Raw genomic sequence first — 16,961 nt, forward strand, 5'->3', positions numbered from 1 at the left:
GTCGGGAAGGCCGCGCTTCGACGACCTTTACCGCGGCCTTCCCGGCCTTTCATCACTCGTTCAGCGGCTAAGCGTGATCGCCAGATAAGTGGTGTAGAGCACGCCGCACACCAGCAGCGCCCACACCGACACGCCACGCTCGCGCACGTTGATCCGCAACCATGCGGCGGCTGCGAGCGTGATCACGATGCCGGTCACCACTTCGATACGCGGCGTCCACGGCGTCAGCAGAATCCCGATAGCGGGCAGCAGCGTGCCTTGGAACACCATCGCGCCGGTGATGTTGCCGAATGCCAGTGTGTCCTTGCCTCGGCGAATCCACAGGATGCTGTTGACCTTCTCCGGCAACTCGGTGGCGATCGGAATGATCAGCAGCGACAGCAGCAGCGGCGAGACGCCGAGCACCTGCGACACGCCCCGCACACCGTGGATGAAGCCTTCCGCGCCCCACACCAGCAACACAACCGCTAGCACCAGTTGCGCCGCGATGGTCGCGAGATTGGTGGGCAAGCCAAGACGCGACAGCAGCATCCTGCCCGGCGCTTCGGTGCCGTGACCAGCGTCGACCAGTTTGTTCGACGCACGGAACGTCATCACCACATATGTGATGTACACACCGACCAGCGCTGCGCTGAACAGCCCCCGCACGATCATCTGTTCATGCGGCACGTACATCGCTGCGGCCGCCAGCACAAAAGCGCACAGGAAGTAGTTCAGATCGCGTGTAAAACCCGTGAGTTCCGGCGTGACCCAGCCGCCGGCGCCGCGCGAACCGAGAATCGCCAGCGTCATCAGGAAGGTGGAGAGGGTAGAGAGCATGAGCGGCGCGCCGAGAATCGCGCCGACACCGATCTCCTGATTGACCGCGCTATCGGTCGTGCCGCCCGCAATCGCAAGCAGCGGAACGAGGGTTTCGGGCAACGCGGTACCGACCGCCGCGAATAGCGAACCCGTCACGCCCTCGGAAATTTTCAGACGCTCGCCGAGATGTTCGAGTGCGTTGGTAAAGAGCTCGGCCGCCACCAGAATGACGACCAGCATGACGGCGAGTTCGAACAGGAGACCGGTCATGCGTGGCTCCCTGCAAATGCAAAAGGGAAGCGGCACAACGGACGGGTAAGTGGGGAGACTGGCAGGGCACAACGATGTTTCACAGGGCAACTCCGCGGTCGGACGTAAGCAACGAACCAATGACGCACCGCAACCCGTCCGACCAGAACGAAGCAGTGCGCCAATGGTCTCGCCAAACCGACCCGGTCGAACGCGCCATGGCCCGCAGGCCAAGTATGTTGACGCGCTCTCCTTCAAAGGATGAAGGAAGGCTACTCCCCAATGACCGGGGGATTCTAACGGGATGGGCGGCTTTCAACAAGCTTGGGATCTGGCGCATGCGCCGCCTTCCGGTTTCACCGCGCCCGTCAGGCGATGCGACGTCAGGCGGCCGAGCGCGTGATCGCCCCACTGGTAAGATCACTCACCGTCTACGACAGCAGTGAGCCTCACATGAACTACCAGAATCGCCAGTGGTTTTACGTCAAGCGTCCGGAAGGACGAGTTGGCGACGAGCATTACGAGTTGCGCGAAAGCGAGCTCGACGACAATTTGTCATCGAACGAAGTGTTGATCCGGGCGCGTATCGTCAGTGTCGATCCGTACATTCGGATCCAGCAGCATGAACGCAATACTTACGACGTGCCGCATCCGCTCGGGATCGTCCAGCGGGCGGGCGTGGTGGGTGAAGTCGTGGCGTCGGCGAGCCCGCTTTTCAAGCAGGGCGACTGGGTGTCGGCCTATAGCGGCTGGCAGTTGTACGCCAAGTGCCATCACAGCGAGCTGACCAAACTGAACCCTGACGCGGCGCCGGTTTCAACCGCGCTCGGCGTGCTCGGCATGCCGGGACGCACGGCGTGGTTCGGTTTGATGGAAGCGGGCAAGCCGCGTCCGGGCGACACGCTGGTCGTGTCCGGTGCGGCGGGCGCGGTCGGCTCGCTGGTCGCGCAGTTCGGCAAGCGTGCCGGGTGCCGCGTCATCGGAATCGCCGGCGGCCCGGACAAGTGCGCGTTTCTGACCGACACGCTGAAGCTCGACGGCGCGGTCGACTACCGGGCGCATCCCACACTTGAAGGCTTGCAGTCGGCGCTGCAGGCGGCGACCGGCGGCGTCGACGTCTATTTCGACAACGTGGGCGGCATGGTCACCGATGCGGTGATCCCGCTCATCAAGCGCCGCGCGCGAATCGTGATCTGCGGCGCGATCGCTCAGTACGACGGCGGTCTCGACACGCCGGACCTCGCGCCGCGCTTCCTGCAGCACATGCTGTTTCAGCGCGCGACGATCCAGGGCATTCTGGCGCGTGATTTTATGCATCGGATGGATGAGATGCTGCAGACCGTCGCGCCGTGGGTGAAGAACGGGGAGATCGTTTATCAGGAGACGTATGTCGATGGGTTTGACGCGTTGCCGAATGCGTTGAATAGCCTGTTCGAAGGCAAGAACCTCGGGAAGCTGCTGGTCAGAGTGTGAGCGACAACCCCGGCGCTGGCCGGGGTTGTCGTTTGTGGATTGTTTATTTCCGTTTGCTGCGTCTTTGCAGCATCGCCCCGGTCTCTGGCGCGGTCATGTACCTGCCGGCGACCCTGTAGTCATAGTCCGGGGTAATGGTGATCTGTCCGAGTCGGTAGTCGATGGTGAACAGGACCTGATGTCCGGGCAGGAAGCCGGCGTGTTCGAGCATGGCATCGGTAACCTGCATCCAGGGAAAGGCAGTACGCCCGTGGTGTTCGTGCGTGCGGTCTGCTTCAAGCGCAACGGAAATGCGCGTGACGTGTTCGTCGCGTGCGCGACGTGGTTTAAGATTGGCATCAGCCATAGTCAACTCCTTCGGTGAGTTGGTGGTGGTCAGCGGGCCGTATGGGTTGCCGCCCATGCGGCCCGCGCTTCTTCTACTACATCAAATCTCCTTCCTTACTGCTGGCTCTGTGCCAGCACCGTATCAAGCATCTCGGACACGAAGCGTTGCCGCGCCTTCGGTAGCCGGCTGATCGCCTCGATCTGCTGTTGCAGCTTAGAGGACGGACCGCGTTTGCCGTCTGGGGTGACGTTCTGCCCCAGCAGTTCATCGGATGAAAGTCCAAGCGTTCTGGTCAACTCCGGTAGCAGTGAGGCAGGCAGCCGCAGCCGCCCACCTTCGTAGTGAGCGAGGGTCTGCTGGGCAATACCAAGCCGCTCGGCGAGTTGCTGCTGGGTGAGCTCGTGGGCCTTACGAGCGCAGGCGATACGCGCGCCCAGCGCCTTGAAAAACTGTTCGTCCTTCGGGTTCATGGCTAAGTTCGGCGGTGAAAGTCCAGTCATGATTATAACTCTGATTTATTATTTAATAGGTTGATTTACCTCATAATGGAGTACTCTAAAATAGAGTTATTTCTAATAAAAACCCTCTTGATGGGTTTTTAGCCGGAGGATGGACTCATGCCGCACATCCCGCAGGACGAACTGGAAACGCTACGGTTGGCTCCTGTCAGGATCAGTACCCGCAAGTCGGCCAATAGGTATACGACCGCGCTCGAACTGGAAACACGCGACGCCCCGAGGAGCGACCGACACCGAAACCACTTTCGCAAGTCAGGCAAGTAAACGTGGTTACAAAAACCTGTTGTAGCCCTTAGTTTTTGTAACCACAAAACCATATGAAAACGACTCGCGACCAAACCAAGAGCAACGCCAACGAGCAGAAGCACGGCGCATCTCTGTCCATCGTCGCGATCGATTGGTCGTCCACATGATGCGCACCCGACGACCGCAGGCATTACTGCGAGTTGCGCGAAATAGGCTATGCCGTGATCGACGCCCGTCTCTATTGCGTCGTGTTCACGCAGCGCGGCGAAACCTTTCGGGTTATCAGTCTGCGCAAGGCGAACAACCGGGAGATAGACCGCTATGAAAAAGCAACCCAAATCGATCCGTAACACGCCCGAAGAAGAAGCTGCGATTGCTCGCGGCATCGCGGCCGACCCTGACACGTTCGAGCCGACCGATGAACAGTTCGCACTGTTGAAGCCGCGCGGCGGCCGGCCAAAGCTCGCGCACCCGAAAGTCGCGGTAACGATTCGATACGACGCTGAGATAGTCGAGCGTTTCAGAGCAAGCGGCGAAGGCTGGCAAACGCGCATGAACGACGCACTGCGCGATTGGCTCAAGACACACCACGCATGAGGTGCTAAAGGAGTTGGGAGGAAGAGAAACGCTGGCGCGCACCTATCGGCCGATCACCTGGTACGCTGGGTTCAGCCGCACACACGGGTCGCCGACCTACGGACGACCGCCGGCTAACTATATTTTCACTGTACTGGGAGAAGACGACGAAGCAGAGAAACCGCTGAAAGCCTTACGGCTATTGGTGCGCCCGGCTGGGATCGAACCAGCAACCCCTGCCTTCGGAGGGCAGTACTCTATCCATTGAGCTACGGGCGCTTCAACACGAAAGCGCGGCAACCTGAACAGGAGCGACGCCAAAGCGAGACCGAAAGGATACCCGGTTTCGGCCAAACCGTCCACCGGACGGCCTATATGGCGGGATTGGACGCCTCCTGTCCGCCATCCAGGCGCCGCCACCCGCACCCCGCGATGCGGGTAAACGCCTGCTGAACACCTCGCCGCGGCTCTCGCCGCCGCCGAAACGTTGCGTCTATAATCGTCCGTGCCTGATTAAAGAACAAGAAGTTGCCGTCACGCTGTACCGCTCACATACCCACGGAGACGAGACAAGCATGAGCGAAGCACCACACGGAGCCCCAATCAAAACCCCCGGGCAGCTCATCGCCGCGATCATTGCCAGTTTTGCGGTACCGATCGTCATCATCGTTCTGCTAGTGATCTACGTCGATAATTCGACGCGCACCGGCGCCGGCACAGACAGTCTTTCCGACGCCGAGGTCAGCGCGCGCATCAAGCCGCTCGCGCAAGTCGACATTCGCGACGCCAATGCGCCGCGCGTCTACAAGACCGGAGAAGAGGTCTATAAGGCCGTTTGCTCCGCGTGTCATGCGTCGGGTGCGGCAGGTGCGCCGAAATTCACCAATACCGCCGACTGGGCGCCACGCATCGCGCAGGGCTTCGACACGCTGTGGCACACGGCGCTCGCCGGCAAGGGCGCGATGCCCGCGCGTGGCGGCACCAGCCCGGACGACTACAGCGACTTCGAAATCGCCCGTGCGGTGGCTTACATGGCGAACAATTCCGGCGCGAGCTTCCCTGAACCGGCGCAACCAGCAGCGGGTGCGGCAGCCGCCGCGTCTGGCGCTGCCGCCGCCGCGCCGGCGGGTGCTTCGGACGCTGGCGCCGCACAAGCCGCTGCCGCGATGGCGGCCATGGCAAGCGTGCCGCAAGCGGCTGCGCCAGCAGCGGGCGGGGCACAAAGCGCAGACGCCTCGCAAGCCGGTAAGGCGCTGTATCAGCAGGTTTGCCAGGCCTGTCACGCGGCCGGCGTGCTGAACGCACCGAAGTTCGGCGACAAGGACGCATGGGCGCCGCGTCTGAAAGAACCGATGGACACGGTCTACAACTACGCACTGCACGGCAAGGGCGCGATGCCGCCCAAGGGTGGCTCGACTGCCTCCGACGCGGACGTGAAGGCAGCCGTCGACTACATGGTCAGCGCGGCGAAATAAGGCTATTCCGGCGGTTGTCGCAGAACAACAAATCCCTGTACCGTGGCGACACGGGCAGGGATTTTTTATGCGAAATGCGCTTTACGCGCTGTCGGGTCAGGCGCCTGCCGATGCAACCGCGGGACGGCTGAACACCTCGACAAATGCCAACGCCGGCGTGCTACGAGCCATCGACGTCAAATGCGTGTGCAAATCGGCAGGGACGAGCCACGGATAGCTCAGCCCATCTTGTAACGCTTCGAGCAATTTGCCGTCGGCGTCGGGCACGACGTCCATGCGTGCGATGTGGATATGGAATCCCGTGACGGCCGGCGCCGCGTCGAAAGTCCACCGATACACCCCGTGGCCGACGCGCAATGCGCCGGTTGCCGGTTCGCGCATCACCACCAGCCAGGGCAACACCTCGATCGTATCGTTCTCCACCGCGAGCGAATCGCATACGTAGTACGTACGGCACTGCGCGTACTGCGCGCCGAAGTCGGTGACGAGCGTTTTCGCGATCGCACCCGTACCGACTGTGCGCGCCGGAAACGCGATATTCGACGTAGCGAGCGAAATGGTGAGGACCGCGTCCGGCGCGAAGGCCTCGGCGATGCGATTAGCGCGCGTGTTGTCTTTCGCGTCGATGTAGGTTTCGAGCGCGCGGCGATAGTGCGCGAGCGGGAGTGTGGGCATGCAAGCGGTCTCCGATTGACGCCCGATCGATATCCGATTAACGGGCCGTGTCACTGTAGCGCGCGTACGTCGAAAAACCACCGATGCACCTGCCGCGCACGGGGTCTTGCATTCACTCCCACGCTCAAGGCTTCTGCAACAGCGCCTTCAAACTCGCAAGCCGGTCTTTCGGCGACATCGGCGCTTCTTCGGCCGTCGGCGGCGGGGCGTCGTCGAGCAGCATCTCGGGGATGAAGCGCGACGGCTCGCACACCACGGTTTCGCGCGCACGCTTGCGCTTCTTGCACCAGTTCAGATGCAGGCTGCGCTGTGCCCGCGTAATCGCGACGTACATCAGACGACGCTCTTCCTCGATGCGCGCGTCGTCGATCGGCTCGTCGTCCGGGCCGCCACGGTGCGGCATGATGCCTTCTTCGACGCCCACCAGAAACACGTGCGGATACTCCAGCCCCTTCGACGCATGCACCGTCGAAAGCCGCACTGCGTCAGGATCTTCCTCGCGACCTTCGAGCATCGACATCAGCGCGACGGTCTGGATCAGGCCGAGCAGACTCTTACCCGTGTCGCCGAAGCCGTCGGCGGTGTCGTAGCCGGTTGCCTCGCTCTTCTCCGAACCTTCGGGTTCAGCCTTGGTGCCCTTGCGCTTCAACCATTCCATGAACTCGAGGACGTTCTGCCACTTGGACTGCGCCTGACGTTCGTCGAACGCGTCGTACAGATAGGCTTCGTAGTGAATCGCGTCCATCAGTTCGTCGAGCAAGGTCCCGGCGGCATCCTTCTCGGCGCGATCGGTGAGACGCTGCATGAAGTCGCAGAACACGCGCATCGGTTCGATCTGACGCGGCGACAGGCGTGCCTCAATGCCGCCCATATACACCGCTTCGAACAACGACACCTTCGCCTGGCCCGCAAACGAGCCGAGCGCTTCGAGCGTCGTATTGCCGACGCCGCGGCGCGGCGTAGTGATCGCGCGGATGAACGCCGGATCGTCGTTCGCGTTGGCGATCAGGCGCAGATACGCGCAGATATCCTTGATCTCGGCTTTGTCGAAGAAGGACTGGCCGCCCGACAGCACATACGGGATCCGCTCACGACGCAGCACCTGTTCGAAGATACGCGCCTGAAAGTTGCCGCGGTACAGGATCGCGTAGTCGCGGAAATTCGTGCGCCGCTCGAACTTGTGCGCGGACAGGCGGAACACCACGGATTCGGCCTCGTGCTCTTCGTCGTTGCAAGGTGTGACAGTAATCGTGTCGCCCATGCCGTGTTCGGACCAGAGCTTCTTTTCGAACAGCTTCGGGTTGTTCGCGATCACGTTGTTCGCGGCGGTCAGAATGCGCACCGTCGAACGATAGTTCTGCTCGAGTTTGATCAGATGCAGCTTCGGAAAATCCTTGCTGAGCTGCCCGAGATTTTCGAGCGTCGCGCCGCGCCAGCCATAGATTGCCTGATCGTCGTCGCCGACCGCCGTGAACGCCGCGCGCTTGCCGGCCAGCAGTTTCACCAGTTCGTACTGGCACGCATTGGTGTCCTGATACTCGTCGATCAGCAGATAGCGCAGCTTGTTCTGCCAGCGGTCGCGCACCTGCTCGTTCTTCTCGAAGAGTTCGGCAGGCAGACGGATCAGGTCGTCGAAATCAACCGCCTGATACGCATGCAGCGTCGCCACGTAATTGCGGTAGACGATCGCGGCCTGATGTTCGTCCTCGGTCGCGGCGATCGCGATCGCCTGCTCGGGCATGATCATGCCGTTCTTCCACAGCGAGATGATCGACTGGATCTTGCGGATGAAGCCCTTGTCCGTCGAGCCGACCTGCTCCTGGATCATGCCGAAGCAGTCGTCCGAATCCATGATCGAGAACTGCGGCTTCAAACCGACGTGTTCCGCTTCCTGCCGCAGAATCTGCACGCCGAGCGAGTGGAAGGTGCAGACCGTCAACTGGTTGACGGGCACTTTGCGGCCTTCCTTGCCGGGCGTCGTGAGCGTCTTGCCTTCGAGCAGCTTGCCCACGCGCTCGCGCATTTCCAACGCGGCCTTGTTCGTGAACGTGACGGCGGCGATGTGGCGCGGCTCGAAGCCTTTGGCCTCGATCAGGTGGGCGATTTTCTGCGTGATCACGCGCGTCTTGCCGCTGCCTGCGCCGGCGAGCACGAGACACGGACCGTCAAGATAACGGACCGCTTCATTTTGAGCGGGGTTCAGGCCTGCGGACATCGTCAGTGGATGGGTAATGCGGTTGAGGGCGCTTGGGTGCGGAATCGCGAGACCGAAGGCCCGGGGGCATGCTGCACGGGGCGGGCGGCTGGCGCGCGTGCCTCAGTCTGAGGGGCGTTCCGGCACGCTACGATCCGCGCGAGAGGAGCGATGTTAACACGGATGCCCGAAGCGGATGCCGTGACAGACGCCGCTGTCGGACGGCCAGGAAAGGGGGCCGCAAGGGCGGCTCGCCCGACGACAAAAACGCGGTTGCCCCGGTCGTGGCCGCAACTGCCGTCCGAGCGCCGCCAAACAGGCGCCGCCGACAAACGCCTGCGACGATGCTGACAGTCCGCCTTCGGGACATGCCACAATTACGCTGTTGCGCGCCGTCGCCGCGGTGGCAAAGCGGCGCGCCGTTTTTGCAGGAAGACACGCATGTCCGCATCGCTGAAGATTGGATTGATGGGTTACGGTTTTGCTGGCGCGACCTTTCATGCGCCGGTGATCGAGCACTGCGGGCGAGCCAGCATCGCAGCCATCGCGACGAGCCAGCCCGAGCACGCGCTGGCCGATTACCCGCACGCAAAGGTGGTGGCCGATCTCGACGCCCTGCTGGCGCTCGACGAAATCGACTGCGTCGTCATCGCGACGCCCAACGACACGCACTTCGACCTGGCGCGCCGCGCGCTGGAAGCGGGCAAGCACGTGGTGGTCGACAAACCGGTCACGCTCACCGCCGCCGACGCCCACACGCTCGCCAACATTGCACTGGCTCGCAGCAAGCGGTTCGTCCCCTTTCATAACCGCCGCTGGGACGGTGATTTTCTGACCGTGCGGGATCTGCTTGCCAGCAGAGAATTGGGGCGCATCACGCAATACGAATCGCATTTCGACCGTTTCCGGCCGGAGGTTCGGCCGCGTTGGCGCGAGGACGCTTCGCGCGGCGGCGGTTTGCTATTCGATCTTGGACCGCACCTGATCGATCAGGCGCTGGCGCTGTTCGGGGCACCGCAGACTGTGTCCGCCACGGTTCGGACGCATCGCGATCAAGCCAGTGCACCGGACTACGTCCATATTCAGCTGGGGTACGGTGAGTTCGAAGTGGTGTTGCATGCCAGCGCGTTGACTGCGCACGTCGCGCCGAGGTTTACGATTCACGGCACGAAGGGGAGCTACGTGAAATACGGGCTCGATACGCAGGAAGATCAGTTGAAAGCCGGCTTGCGGCCTGGCGATGACGGGTTCGGCGTCGGCAATGCGCCCGGCGTGTTGCGTGTGCTCGAAGGCGATCAGGAAGTCGAGCGGCAGGTACCTACGCGCAACGGGGAATACGTCGGCTTTTATATCGCCTTGGCGGATACCATTCAGAACGGCGCGAAATTTCCCGTCAGCGCTCAGGACGCGGTCGACGTCATGACGATCATCGAGCTTGCGGCGCGGAGCTCGGAGGAAGGCGTCCGGCTGCCGTTTGAACGTATTCGCTAACTTTCCTCTGCGCTACGAGGCGCTTTCTGCGCCATTGGCGGCAGCATGCGAACCATGCCGCCGCCATTGGCAGAAAGCCTGACAAGCCCGAAAGGAACATAACGTTACAAATAACCCCGCCTCCGCGGTCAGCGTGAATCCCCGGCAATCCGTTGCTACCCCAGTAGCACCACAAAACGACAACGACTTCCCGGAGTGTCCATGCCCCGTATCGTCCGCGCACTAGCAGCATGCGCATTACTCAGTTCCCTCGCCGCCTGCGTGGTGGCTCCTCAGCAACCCGCGCCGGCGCCGCGCCCTAACCCGCAACAAATTGCGGATCAGCGCTTCAACCAGGTCAATGGCCGTATCGACAACCTGAGCCGCCGCATCGACGCTCGCGTCAACCAAGGCTACTACCCGCCCCCGCAAGGCGGTGCGTTGCACCACCGTCTGGACGTGATCCGCCAGGAAGCGCACGACATGGCGGCGCAACACGGCGGCGGCCTGTCCGGCGACGAACAGCGCGTGCTGAACCAGGAACTGGACAACGCGGCACACGCCATCGGCGAATAAATCGGCGCTTAAGCGCGTCGGTCAATCGCGCCGTTTCAGGCACCGAAGCAAAGAAGCGCGGGCATCACGTCCCGCGCTTTTTTTGACATTCGCGAACCCGCAGCGCCAACCCCCATACCCCTTGCGGGCCTTTATTTGACAAGCCCCCGGCCCTCGCGTACATTCGCCGCACGCGTCGGGAGAGCGTGCTGGCCGCAGAAAATCGCAGGCCGCGCCGCCGAAGGGGCACACCCGCAAACTCTCAGGCAAAAGGACCGACTGCGTCGAAGAACCCGCGCCCAGGCAACATCAAGGCACCGGTTTTTCGCACTCTGGAGAGCGGCAGTAGCCGTCTGCATCGTTTAGTCGAGCAGATTCTGGCAAGCTGCCCACCGAAGGGGCGCGCGTTTCACCGTAGCGATCACGGCTTCACGATCGCCCGGCAGCGCAATCTCTCAGGTATCGAGGACAGAGGGGTCATGCAGCGCAATCGCTCGCAGGCATCAGCCGCGAGGCGTAGCGCCGCATGGCCTTTTTTGTTTCGCGAGACGCCTGAGGCCCCATGACCGAACTCAAACACACCCCGCTCAACGCCACCCATCGTGCGCTCAACGCCCGCATGGTCGATTTCGGCGGCTGGGACATGCCCGTCAACTACGGCTCGCAGATCGACGAACACCGCGCCGTGCGCACCGACGCCGGCATGTTCGACGTCTCGCATATGTGCGTCGTCGATTTCACCGGCGAGCGCGTGCGCGCCTTCTTCGAACACGCGCTGGCCAATAACGTCGCCAAGCTGCAAACGCCGGGCCGCGCGCTCTACTCCTGTTTGCTGAACCCGAACGGCGGCGTGATCGACGATCTGATCGTCTATTACTTCAGCGAGACGCACTTCCGCCTGGTCGTCAACGCCGGCACCGCGGAGAAAGACGTCGACTGGTTCAGCAAGCTCAACACCGAAGGCAGCTACGGCCTGACCATCACGCCGCGCCGCGATCTGGCGATCGTCGCCGTGCAGGGCCCGAACGCCCGCGATAAGGTCTGGCAAGTCGCGCCGTCCAGCCGCACCTCGACCGAACTCCTTAAGCCGTTTAACGCCGCGATCGTCGACAACACGCCGTTTGGCGAATTGATGATTGCGCGCACCGGGTACACCGGCGAAGACGGCTTCGAAATAGTTCTGCCCGCAACCTCCGTCTGCGAATTCTGGGACGCGTTGGTGCGCCAAGGCGTGCGCCCCGCGGGTCTCGGCGCGCGCGACACGCTGCGTCTCGAAGCCGGCATGAACCTGTACGGCCAGGATATGGACGACAACGTCTCGCCGCTGGACGCCGGCCTCGCCTGGACCGTCGATCTGACCTCGCCCCGCGAATTTATCGGCAAGGGCAAGCTTGAAGCCGAGGGGTCACAGTCCGCGTTCGTCGGTCTGATCCTGCTGAAGGAAAACGGCAGGGCGGCAGGCGTGCTGCGTGCTCACCAGAAAGTCGTCACGCCGCAAGGCGAAGGCGAAATCACCAGCGGCACGTTTTCACCCACGATGCAGGAATCGATCGCCTTCGCGCGCGTGCCGAAAGGCGTGCAGCCGGGCGACACCGTTCATGTCCAGATTCGTGACAAAAACGTACCCGCAAGCGTGGTAAAACTGCCGTTCGTACGCAACGGCAAAGTGCTCGCAGTTTAAGCAGCCGTCGCGTGCGTCTCACTTTTTAAGTTCATACCGAATAACACCGCATAGGAGCATCCGATGAGCATCCCGGCCGATCTGAAATATACCGAATCGCACGAGTGGGTCCGCACCGAAGCGGACGGCACGCTGACGGTCGGCATCACCGACCACGCGCAGGAAGCGCTCGGCGACATCGTCTTCTTCGAAGTCCAGGAACTGGGCAAGAGCGTCAACGCTGGCGACACCGTCGCCGTGATCGAGTCGGTGAAAGCCGCTTCCGATATCTATGCGCCGGTCTCGGGCGAAATCATCGAAGCGAACCCCGCCGTCACCGACACGCCGGATGGCGTCAACAGCGCGCCGTACGAGAACTGGCTCTTCAAGATCAAGCCGGCCGCGGACGCATCGCAGGATCGCCTGATCGACGCGGACGCGTACGCCAAGGCCGTCGGCGCCTGATTCACCGCAAGTTGCACCATTACGTTTAAACCCGACAGGCGCGGCGCGTCCGATTCGACAGTCGAACGGACGCCCGCACCGCCAGGAACACCTCATGAAGCTCGAACACCCGGATCGTCTGATGAACCGCACTCCTCTCTCGCTCGCCGCGCTCGAAGTGCATGACGCCTTCGCCGAACGGCACATCGGCCCGGATTCGGCCGACCAGCAAGCGATGCTCGAAGCCCTCGGCTTCGCGTCGCGCGCCGCGTTGATCGACGCGGTCATTCCGAAGACGATCCGCCGCACCGAAACGCTGCCGCTCGGCCCCTTCGCCCACCCGAAGAGCGAAGCCGAAGCGCTCGCCGCGCTGCGTGAGCTGGCGGACAAGAACCAGGTGTTCCGCTCGTACATCGGGCAGGGCTATTACAACGCGCATACACCGACGGTGATCCTGCGTAACGTGCTCGAAAATCCGGCGTGGTACACCGCATACACGCCGTATCAGCCGGAAATCTCGCAGGGCCGTCTGGAAGCGCTGCTGAACTTCCAGCAAATGATCGTCGACCTGACGGGTCTGGCGATCTCGAACGCCTCGCTGCTCGACGAAGCCACCGCCGCCGCCGAAGCGATGACGCTGCTGCAACGCGTCGGCAAGCCGAAGTCGAACGTGTTTTACGTCGCCGACGACGTGCTGCCGCAAACCATCGAAGTGGTGAAGACGCGCGCCACGCCGGTTGGCATCGAAGTGAAAGTGGGGCCGGCTGCGGACGCCGCGAACGCGAATGCGTTCGGCGTGCTGCTGCAATACCCGGGCGTGAACGGCGACGTGCGCGACTACCGCGCACTCGCTGAAGCCATCCACGCAGCAGGCGGCCACGTGGTGGTCGCTGCCGATCTGCTCGCGCTGACCGTTTTGACGCCGCCGGGTGAATGGGGCGCGGACGTGGCCGTCGGCAACACGCAGCGTTTCGGCGTGCCGGTTGGTTTCGGCGGCCCGCACGCGGCCTACCTCGCCGTGCGCGACGAATTCAAGCGTCAGATGCCGGGCCGCCTCGTCGGCGTGACTGTCGATGCGCAAGGCAATCCGGCACTGCGTCTCGCGCTGCAAACGCGCGAACAACATATCCGCCGCGAGAAGGCCACCTCGAACGTGTGTACCGCGCAAGCGCTGCTCGCGATCATGGCAAGCATGTACGCCGTCTATCACGGCCCGCACGGTCTGAAGACGATCGCGCTGCGCGTGAACCGCATTGCTGCATTGCTCGCAGCCGGCGCGAAGAAGCTCGGTTACACGCTCGTCAACGACACGTTCTTCGACACACTCACGTTCGAAACCGGCGCACGCACGCAGGCGCTGCATGACGCGGCGACGGCGCGGCGCATCAACCTGCGCCGCGTGAGCGACACGCGCGTCGGCATCTCGATCGACGAAACCACCACGCGCAGCGATCTGGCCGATCTGCTCGCAGCTTTCGCACAAGCGGCATTTGTCGACGAAGTCCCGCAAATCGACACCCTCGACGCAGAACTCCCCGCAGAGAACACGGTACCCGCCGCGCTCGAGCGCACCAGCGCGTACCTCACGCACCATGTGTTCAACCGTCACCATTCTGAAACGGAGATGCTGCGCTACCTGCGCAGCCTGTCGGACAAGGACCTCGCACTCGACCGCTCGATGATCCCGCTCGGCTCCTGCACGATGAAGCTGAACGCGACCTCTGAAATGCTGCCGGTCACGTGGCCCGAATTCGGTCAGATTCACCCGTTTGCACCGGCTGAGCAAACGGTCGGCTACCGCGAAATGATCGATCAGCTTGAACAGATGCTGGTCGCGGCCACCGGCTACGCAGCGGTGTCGCTGCAGCCGAATGCCGGCTCGCAAGGTGAATACGCGGGTCTCCTGATCATTCACGCGTACCACGCATCGCGCGGCGAAGGCCACCGCAATGTCTGCCTGATTCCCGCTTCGGCGCACGGTACGAACCCGGCATCGGCGCAGATGGCCGGCATGCAGGTGGTCGTCGTGGCTTGCGACGCGCAAGGCAACGTCGATATCGAAGACCTGAAAAAGAAGGCCGAGCAGCACGCCGACAAGCTCGCGGCAATCATGATTACGTATCCGTCGACGCACGGCGTGTTCGAATCAAACGTCCGCGAAATCTGCGAGATCGTACATGCGCACGGCGGCCAGGTTTATGTGGACGGCGCGAACATGAACGCCATGGTCGGCCTCTGTGCGCCGGGTCAGTTCGGCGGCGACGTCTCGCACCTGAATTTGCACAAGACCTTCTGTATTCCGCACGGCGGCGGCGGACCGGGCGTCGGTCCGGTCGCGGTCGGCGCGCATCTCGCGCAATTCCTGCCGAATCAGATTTCGTCGGGCTACGAGCGTGCGCCGAACGGTATCGGCGCTGTGTCGGGCGCGCCGTACGGTTCCGCTTCGATCCTGCCGATTTCGTGGATGTACATCGCGATGATGGGCGCGAAGAACCTCACGGCTGCCACCGAAACCGCGATCCTCAACGCGAACTACGTCGCGAACAAACTCGCGCCGCATTACCCGGTGCTGTACTCGGGCCCGGGCGGACTGGTCGCGCACGAATGCATTCTCGATCTGCGCCCGCTCAAGGAAACCAGCGGCATCTCCGTCGACGACGTCGCCAAGCGCCTCGCTGACTACGGCTTCCACGCACCGACCATGAGCTTCCCGGTGCCGGGCACGCTGATGGTCGAGCCGACCGAATCGGAATCGAAGGAAGAACTCGACCGCTTCATCGAAGCGATGATCGCGATCCGCGAGGAAATCCGGGCTGTAGAAGACGGCCGCTCGGACCGCGAAGACAATCCGCTCAGGCACGCGCCGCATACGGCGGCGGTAGTCATCGCGGACGACTGGAAGCACGCGTATGCGCGCGAAACCGCAGCGTATCCGCTGCCCACGCTGATCGCCAGGAAGTACTGGCCGCCGGTCGGCCGTGCGGACAACGTGTATGGCGACCGCAATCTGTTCTGCTCCTGCGTGCCGATCGCCGACTACGAGTAAGCGAGGCCGTAAATCGCGCATCGCCTGAAGGTTGTAAGCAGGCGTTGCGCGGTTCTGTCGCTTGTGTCCGCAAACGGCTAACATCACACACCGAATCAGCCTAACGAGGAGTTTCGCATGGCGCGAAAGGTGCGATTGATGCAAAGCCGGACCGAAATCAGGCGAACCCAAACATGGCAGCAGGCTTGCACGCTATTGCTGGCTGGCGCAGCGGTGCTGCTGCCGCTGCGACAGGCGCAGGCCGCAATGAATTTTTGCGCGGCGCCCGCGCTGCAAACCAGCGAGCGCACGAATGCCGATCCAGGCGTCAAGGCGCTGGTGAGCAATGTACTGGCACATCTGAACGACCCGCCGCATGCGCTGGCGAAACTGCATACCGAAGGCACGCTGCCGCACGAGGGCATTTACGATCAAAGCGTCGAGGCGGAGAAGGATCTCGATCTGCTGCGCGACGCCGCGCTCGCCTGGCGCGCGACCAGTGACGACCGTTATCTGAAACTGGTCGACCGCTTACTGTACGCGTGGGTCACGACCTATCAACCCAGTTTCAATCCAATCGACGAAACCCATTTCGAAGGCCTGATCCTCGCCTACGACATGACCGCGAGCGCGTTGCCGGTGAAGACGCGCAATGCATCAATGGCGTTCCTGACGAAGCTCGCGAGCGGCTATATCGCACAGATCGACGCGCAGCCGCGGCCGCTCACGGGTACGTTCAAGAACAACTGGCAAAGCCACCGGATCAAGCTGATCTCGATGGCTGCGTTCACGCTGGATAACCGCAAGATGATTAACGCGGCGCAGCGCCTGTTCGACGAGCATATCGGCGACAACATTGCGCCGGACGGCTCGACGTTCGACTTCGGCGAGCGCGACGCACTGCATTACGTCACCTACGACCTGCAGCCGCTCGTGATCTCCGCGCTCGCCGCGCGCCGCCACAACCGCAACTGGTTGCCGGAGAAGGGTGCGAACGGCGCGTCGCTGCAAGCCGCGCTGAACTGGCTCACGCCGTATGCGGACGGCAGCAAAACGCATGAAGAATTCGTGCATTCGAACGTTCCGTTCGATGCTAAACGTCGCGAGGCCGGTTTGCCGGGCTATTCGGGTCAATGGGATCCGAAAAACGCGACGGAGCTGTTTCACCTGGCGGCGCGTCTCGACGGACGCTATACGCCGATCGCGCTGCAGCTTGCACCGACGCCGCCCGCATGGCTCGCCGTGTGCTTACCGCTGCCGGCGCGCTAAACT

Annotated in this window: 14 protein-coding genes, 1 tRNA gene, 1 pseudogene and 3 riboswitches; of the genes and pseudogenes, 10 read left to right on the top strand and 6 right to left on the bottom strand. The window is 62.6% G+C overall.

What is annotated here, in order from left to right; translation table 11 throughout:
• Positions 1–60: 60 nt before the first annotated feature.
• Positions 61–1,071 (bottom strand): sodium:calcium antiporter, encoded by a 1,011-nt coding sequence (locus tag PQQ86_RS19135; protein WP_408269709.1) that lies wholly within the window; start codon positions 1,069–1,071, stop codon positions 61–63.
• Between the two features lie 100 nt (positions 1,072–1,171).
• Positions 1,172–1,343, bottom strand: a riboswitch (yybP-ykoY riboswitch).
• 160 nt (positions 1,344–1,503) lie between these two features.
• Between PQQ86_RS19135 and PQQ86_RS19140 the strand changes: the two genes are divergently transcribed.
• A complete protein-coding gene (locus PQQ86_RS19140; protein WP_408269712.1) occupies positions 1,504–2,523 on the top strand; it encodes an NADP-dependent oxidoreductase in 1,020 nt (339 codons plus the stop codon).
• Positions 2,524–2,566: 43 nt separating this feature from the next.
• Here PQQ86_RS19140 and PQQ86_RS19145 read toward each other — a convergent pair whose 3' ends face one another.
• Together PQQ86_RS19145 and PQQ86_RS19150 are read right to left on the bottom strand one after the other, a co-directional pair.
• Complete coding sequence (locus tag PQQ86_RS19145; protein WP_408199806.1) at positions 2,567–2,869, bottom strand: hypothetical protein; 303 nt, start codon at positions 2,867–2,869, stop codon at positions 2,567–2,569.
• Positions 2,870–2,964: 95 nt separating this feature from the next.
• Positions 2,965–3,321 carry a helix-turn-helix domain-containing protein gene (locus tag PQQ86_RS19150; protein WP_408269715.1) on the bottom strand — a complete coding sequence of 119 codons (357 nt, stop codon included), beginning with the start codon at positions 3,319–3,321 and terminating at the stop codon, positions 2,965–2,967.
• Between the two features lie 482 nt (positions 3,322–3,803).
• Here PQQ86_RS19150 and PQQ86_RS19155 point away from each other — a divergent pair.
• A pseudogene (locus PQQ86_RS19155) lies at positions 3,804–3,965 on the top strand (BrnT family toxin); the annotation flags it as partial.
• Positions 3,937–4,212 carry a BrnA antitoxin family protein gene (locus PQQ86_RS19160; protein ID WP_408269718.1) on the top strand — a complete coding sequence of 92 codons (276 nt, stop codon included), beginning with the start codon at positions 3,937–3,939 and terminating at the stop codon, positions 4,210–4,212. The pseudogene PQQ86_RS19155 and the gene PQQ86_RS19160, both read left to right, overlap by 29 nt.
• A 182-nt stretch (positions 4,213–4,394) precedes the next feature.
• On the opposite strand, the gene PQQ86_RS19165 is transcribed toward PQQ86_RS19160, so the two are convergent.
• Positions 4,395–4,470 (bottom strand) — tRNA-Arg (locus PQQ86_RS19165).
• 296 nt (positions 4,471–4,766) lie between these two features.
• Between PQQ86_RS19165 and PQQ86_RS19170 the strand changes: the two genes are divergently transcribed.
• Positions 4,767–5,666, top strand: a complete 900-nt coding sequence (locus tag PQQ86_RS19170) for a c-type cytochrome (protein WP_408199788.1) — start codon at positions 4,767–4,769, stop codon at positions 5,664–5,666.
• Positions 5,667–5,762: 96 nt separating this feature from the next.
• Here PQQ86_RS19170 and PQQ86_RS19175 read toward each other — a convergent pair whose 3' ends face one another.
• Both PQQ86_RS19175 and PQQ86_RS19180 read right to left on the bottom strand, forming a co-directional pair.
• Positions 5,763–6,341, bottom strand: a complete 579-nt coding sequence (locus tag PQQ86_RS19175) for a hypothetical protein (RefSeq protein ID WP_408269722.1) — start codon at positions 6,339–6,341, stop codon at positions 5,763–5,765.
• 124 nt (positions 6,342–6,465) lie between these two features.
• Positions 6,466–8,556 (bottom strand): UvrD-helicase domain-containing protein, encoded by a 2,091-nt coding sequence (locus tag PQQ86_RS19180; protein ID WP_408269725.1) that lies wholly within the window; start codon positions 8,554–8,556, stop codon positions 6,466–6,468.
• Positions 8,557–8,976: 420 nt separating this feature from the next.
• On the opposite strand from PQQ86_RS19180, the gene PQQ86_RS19185 reads away from it, so the two are divergent.
• The 6 genes from PQQ86_RS19185 to PQQ86_RS19210 all read left to right on the top strand — a co-directional run bounded on the left by PQQ86_RS19185 (position 8,977) and on the right by PQQ86_RS19210 (position 16,958).
• The gene (locus PQQ86_RS19185; RefSeq protein ID WP_408269728.1) at positions 8,977–10,026 is read left to right on the top strand and encodes an oxidoreductase; all 1,050 of its coding nucleotides are present in this window, start codon (positions 8,977–8,979) and stop codon (positions 10,024–10,026) included.
• Between the two features lie 201 nt (positions 10,027–10,227).
• Positions 10,228–10,581: a hypothetical protein gene (locus PQQ86_RS19190; RefSeq protein ID WP_175054049.1), complete on the top strand. Its 354-nt coding sequence runs from the start codon at positions 10,228–10,230 to the stop codon at positions 10,579–10,581.
• A gap of 166 nt (positions 10,582–10,747) precedes the next feature.
• Positions 10,748–10,848: riboswitch (glycine riboswitch) on the top strand.
• 34 nt (positions 10,849–10,882) lie between these two features.
• Positions 10,883–11,042, top strand: a riboswitch (glycine riboswitch).
• An 80-nt stretch (positions 11,043–11,122) separates the two neighbouring features.
• Positions 11,123–12,241, top strand: coding sequence for a glycine cleavage system aminomethyltransferase GcvT (gene gcvT / locus PQQ86_RS19195; RefSeq protein WP_408269731.1), 1,119 nt, complete (start codon positions 11,123–11,125; stop codon positions 12,239–12,241).
• 63 nt (positions 12,242–12,304) lie between these two features.
• Entirely contained in the window at positions 12,305–12,685 is a 381-nt protein-coding gene (gene gcvH, locus PQQ86_RS19200) for a glycine cleavage system protein GcvH (protein WP_408269734.1), read from the top strand.
• Positions 12,686–12,779: 94 nt separating this feature from the next.
• On the top strand, positions 12,780–15,710 hold the full coding sequence (gcvP, locus tag PQQ86_RS19205; RefSeq protein ID WP_408269737.1) for an aminomethyl-transferring glycine dehydrogenase: 2,931 nt from the start codon (positions 12,780–12,782) through the stop codon (positions 15,708–15,710).
• Positions 15,711–15,827: 117 nt separating this feature from the next.
• Positions 15,828–16,958, top strand: coding sequence for an alginate lyase family protein (locus PQQ86_RS19210; protein WP_408269739.1), 1,131 nt, complete (start codon positions 15,828–15,830; stop codon positions 16,956–16,958).
• The last annotated feature ends 3 nt before the right edge of the window (positions 16,959–16,961 follow it).

The organism is Paraburkholderia sediminicola (assembly GCF_046026675.1).
Taxonomy (GTDB): Bacteria; Pseudomonadota; Gammaproteobacteria; order Burkholderiales; family Burkholderiaceae; genus Paraburkholderia; species Paraburkholderia sediminicola_F.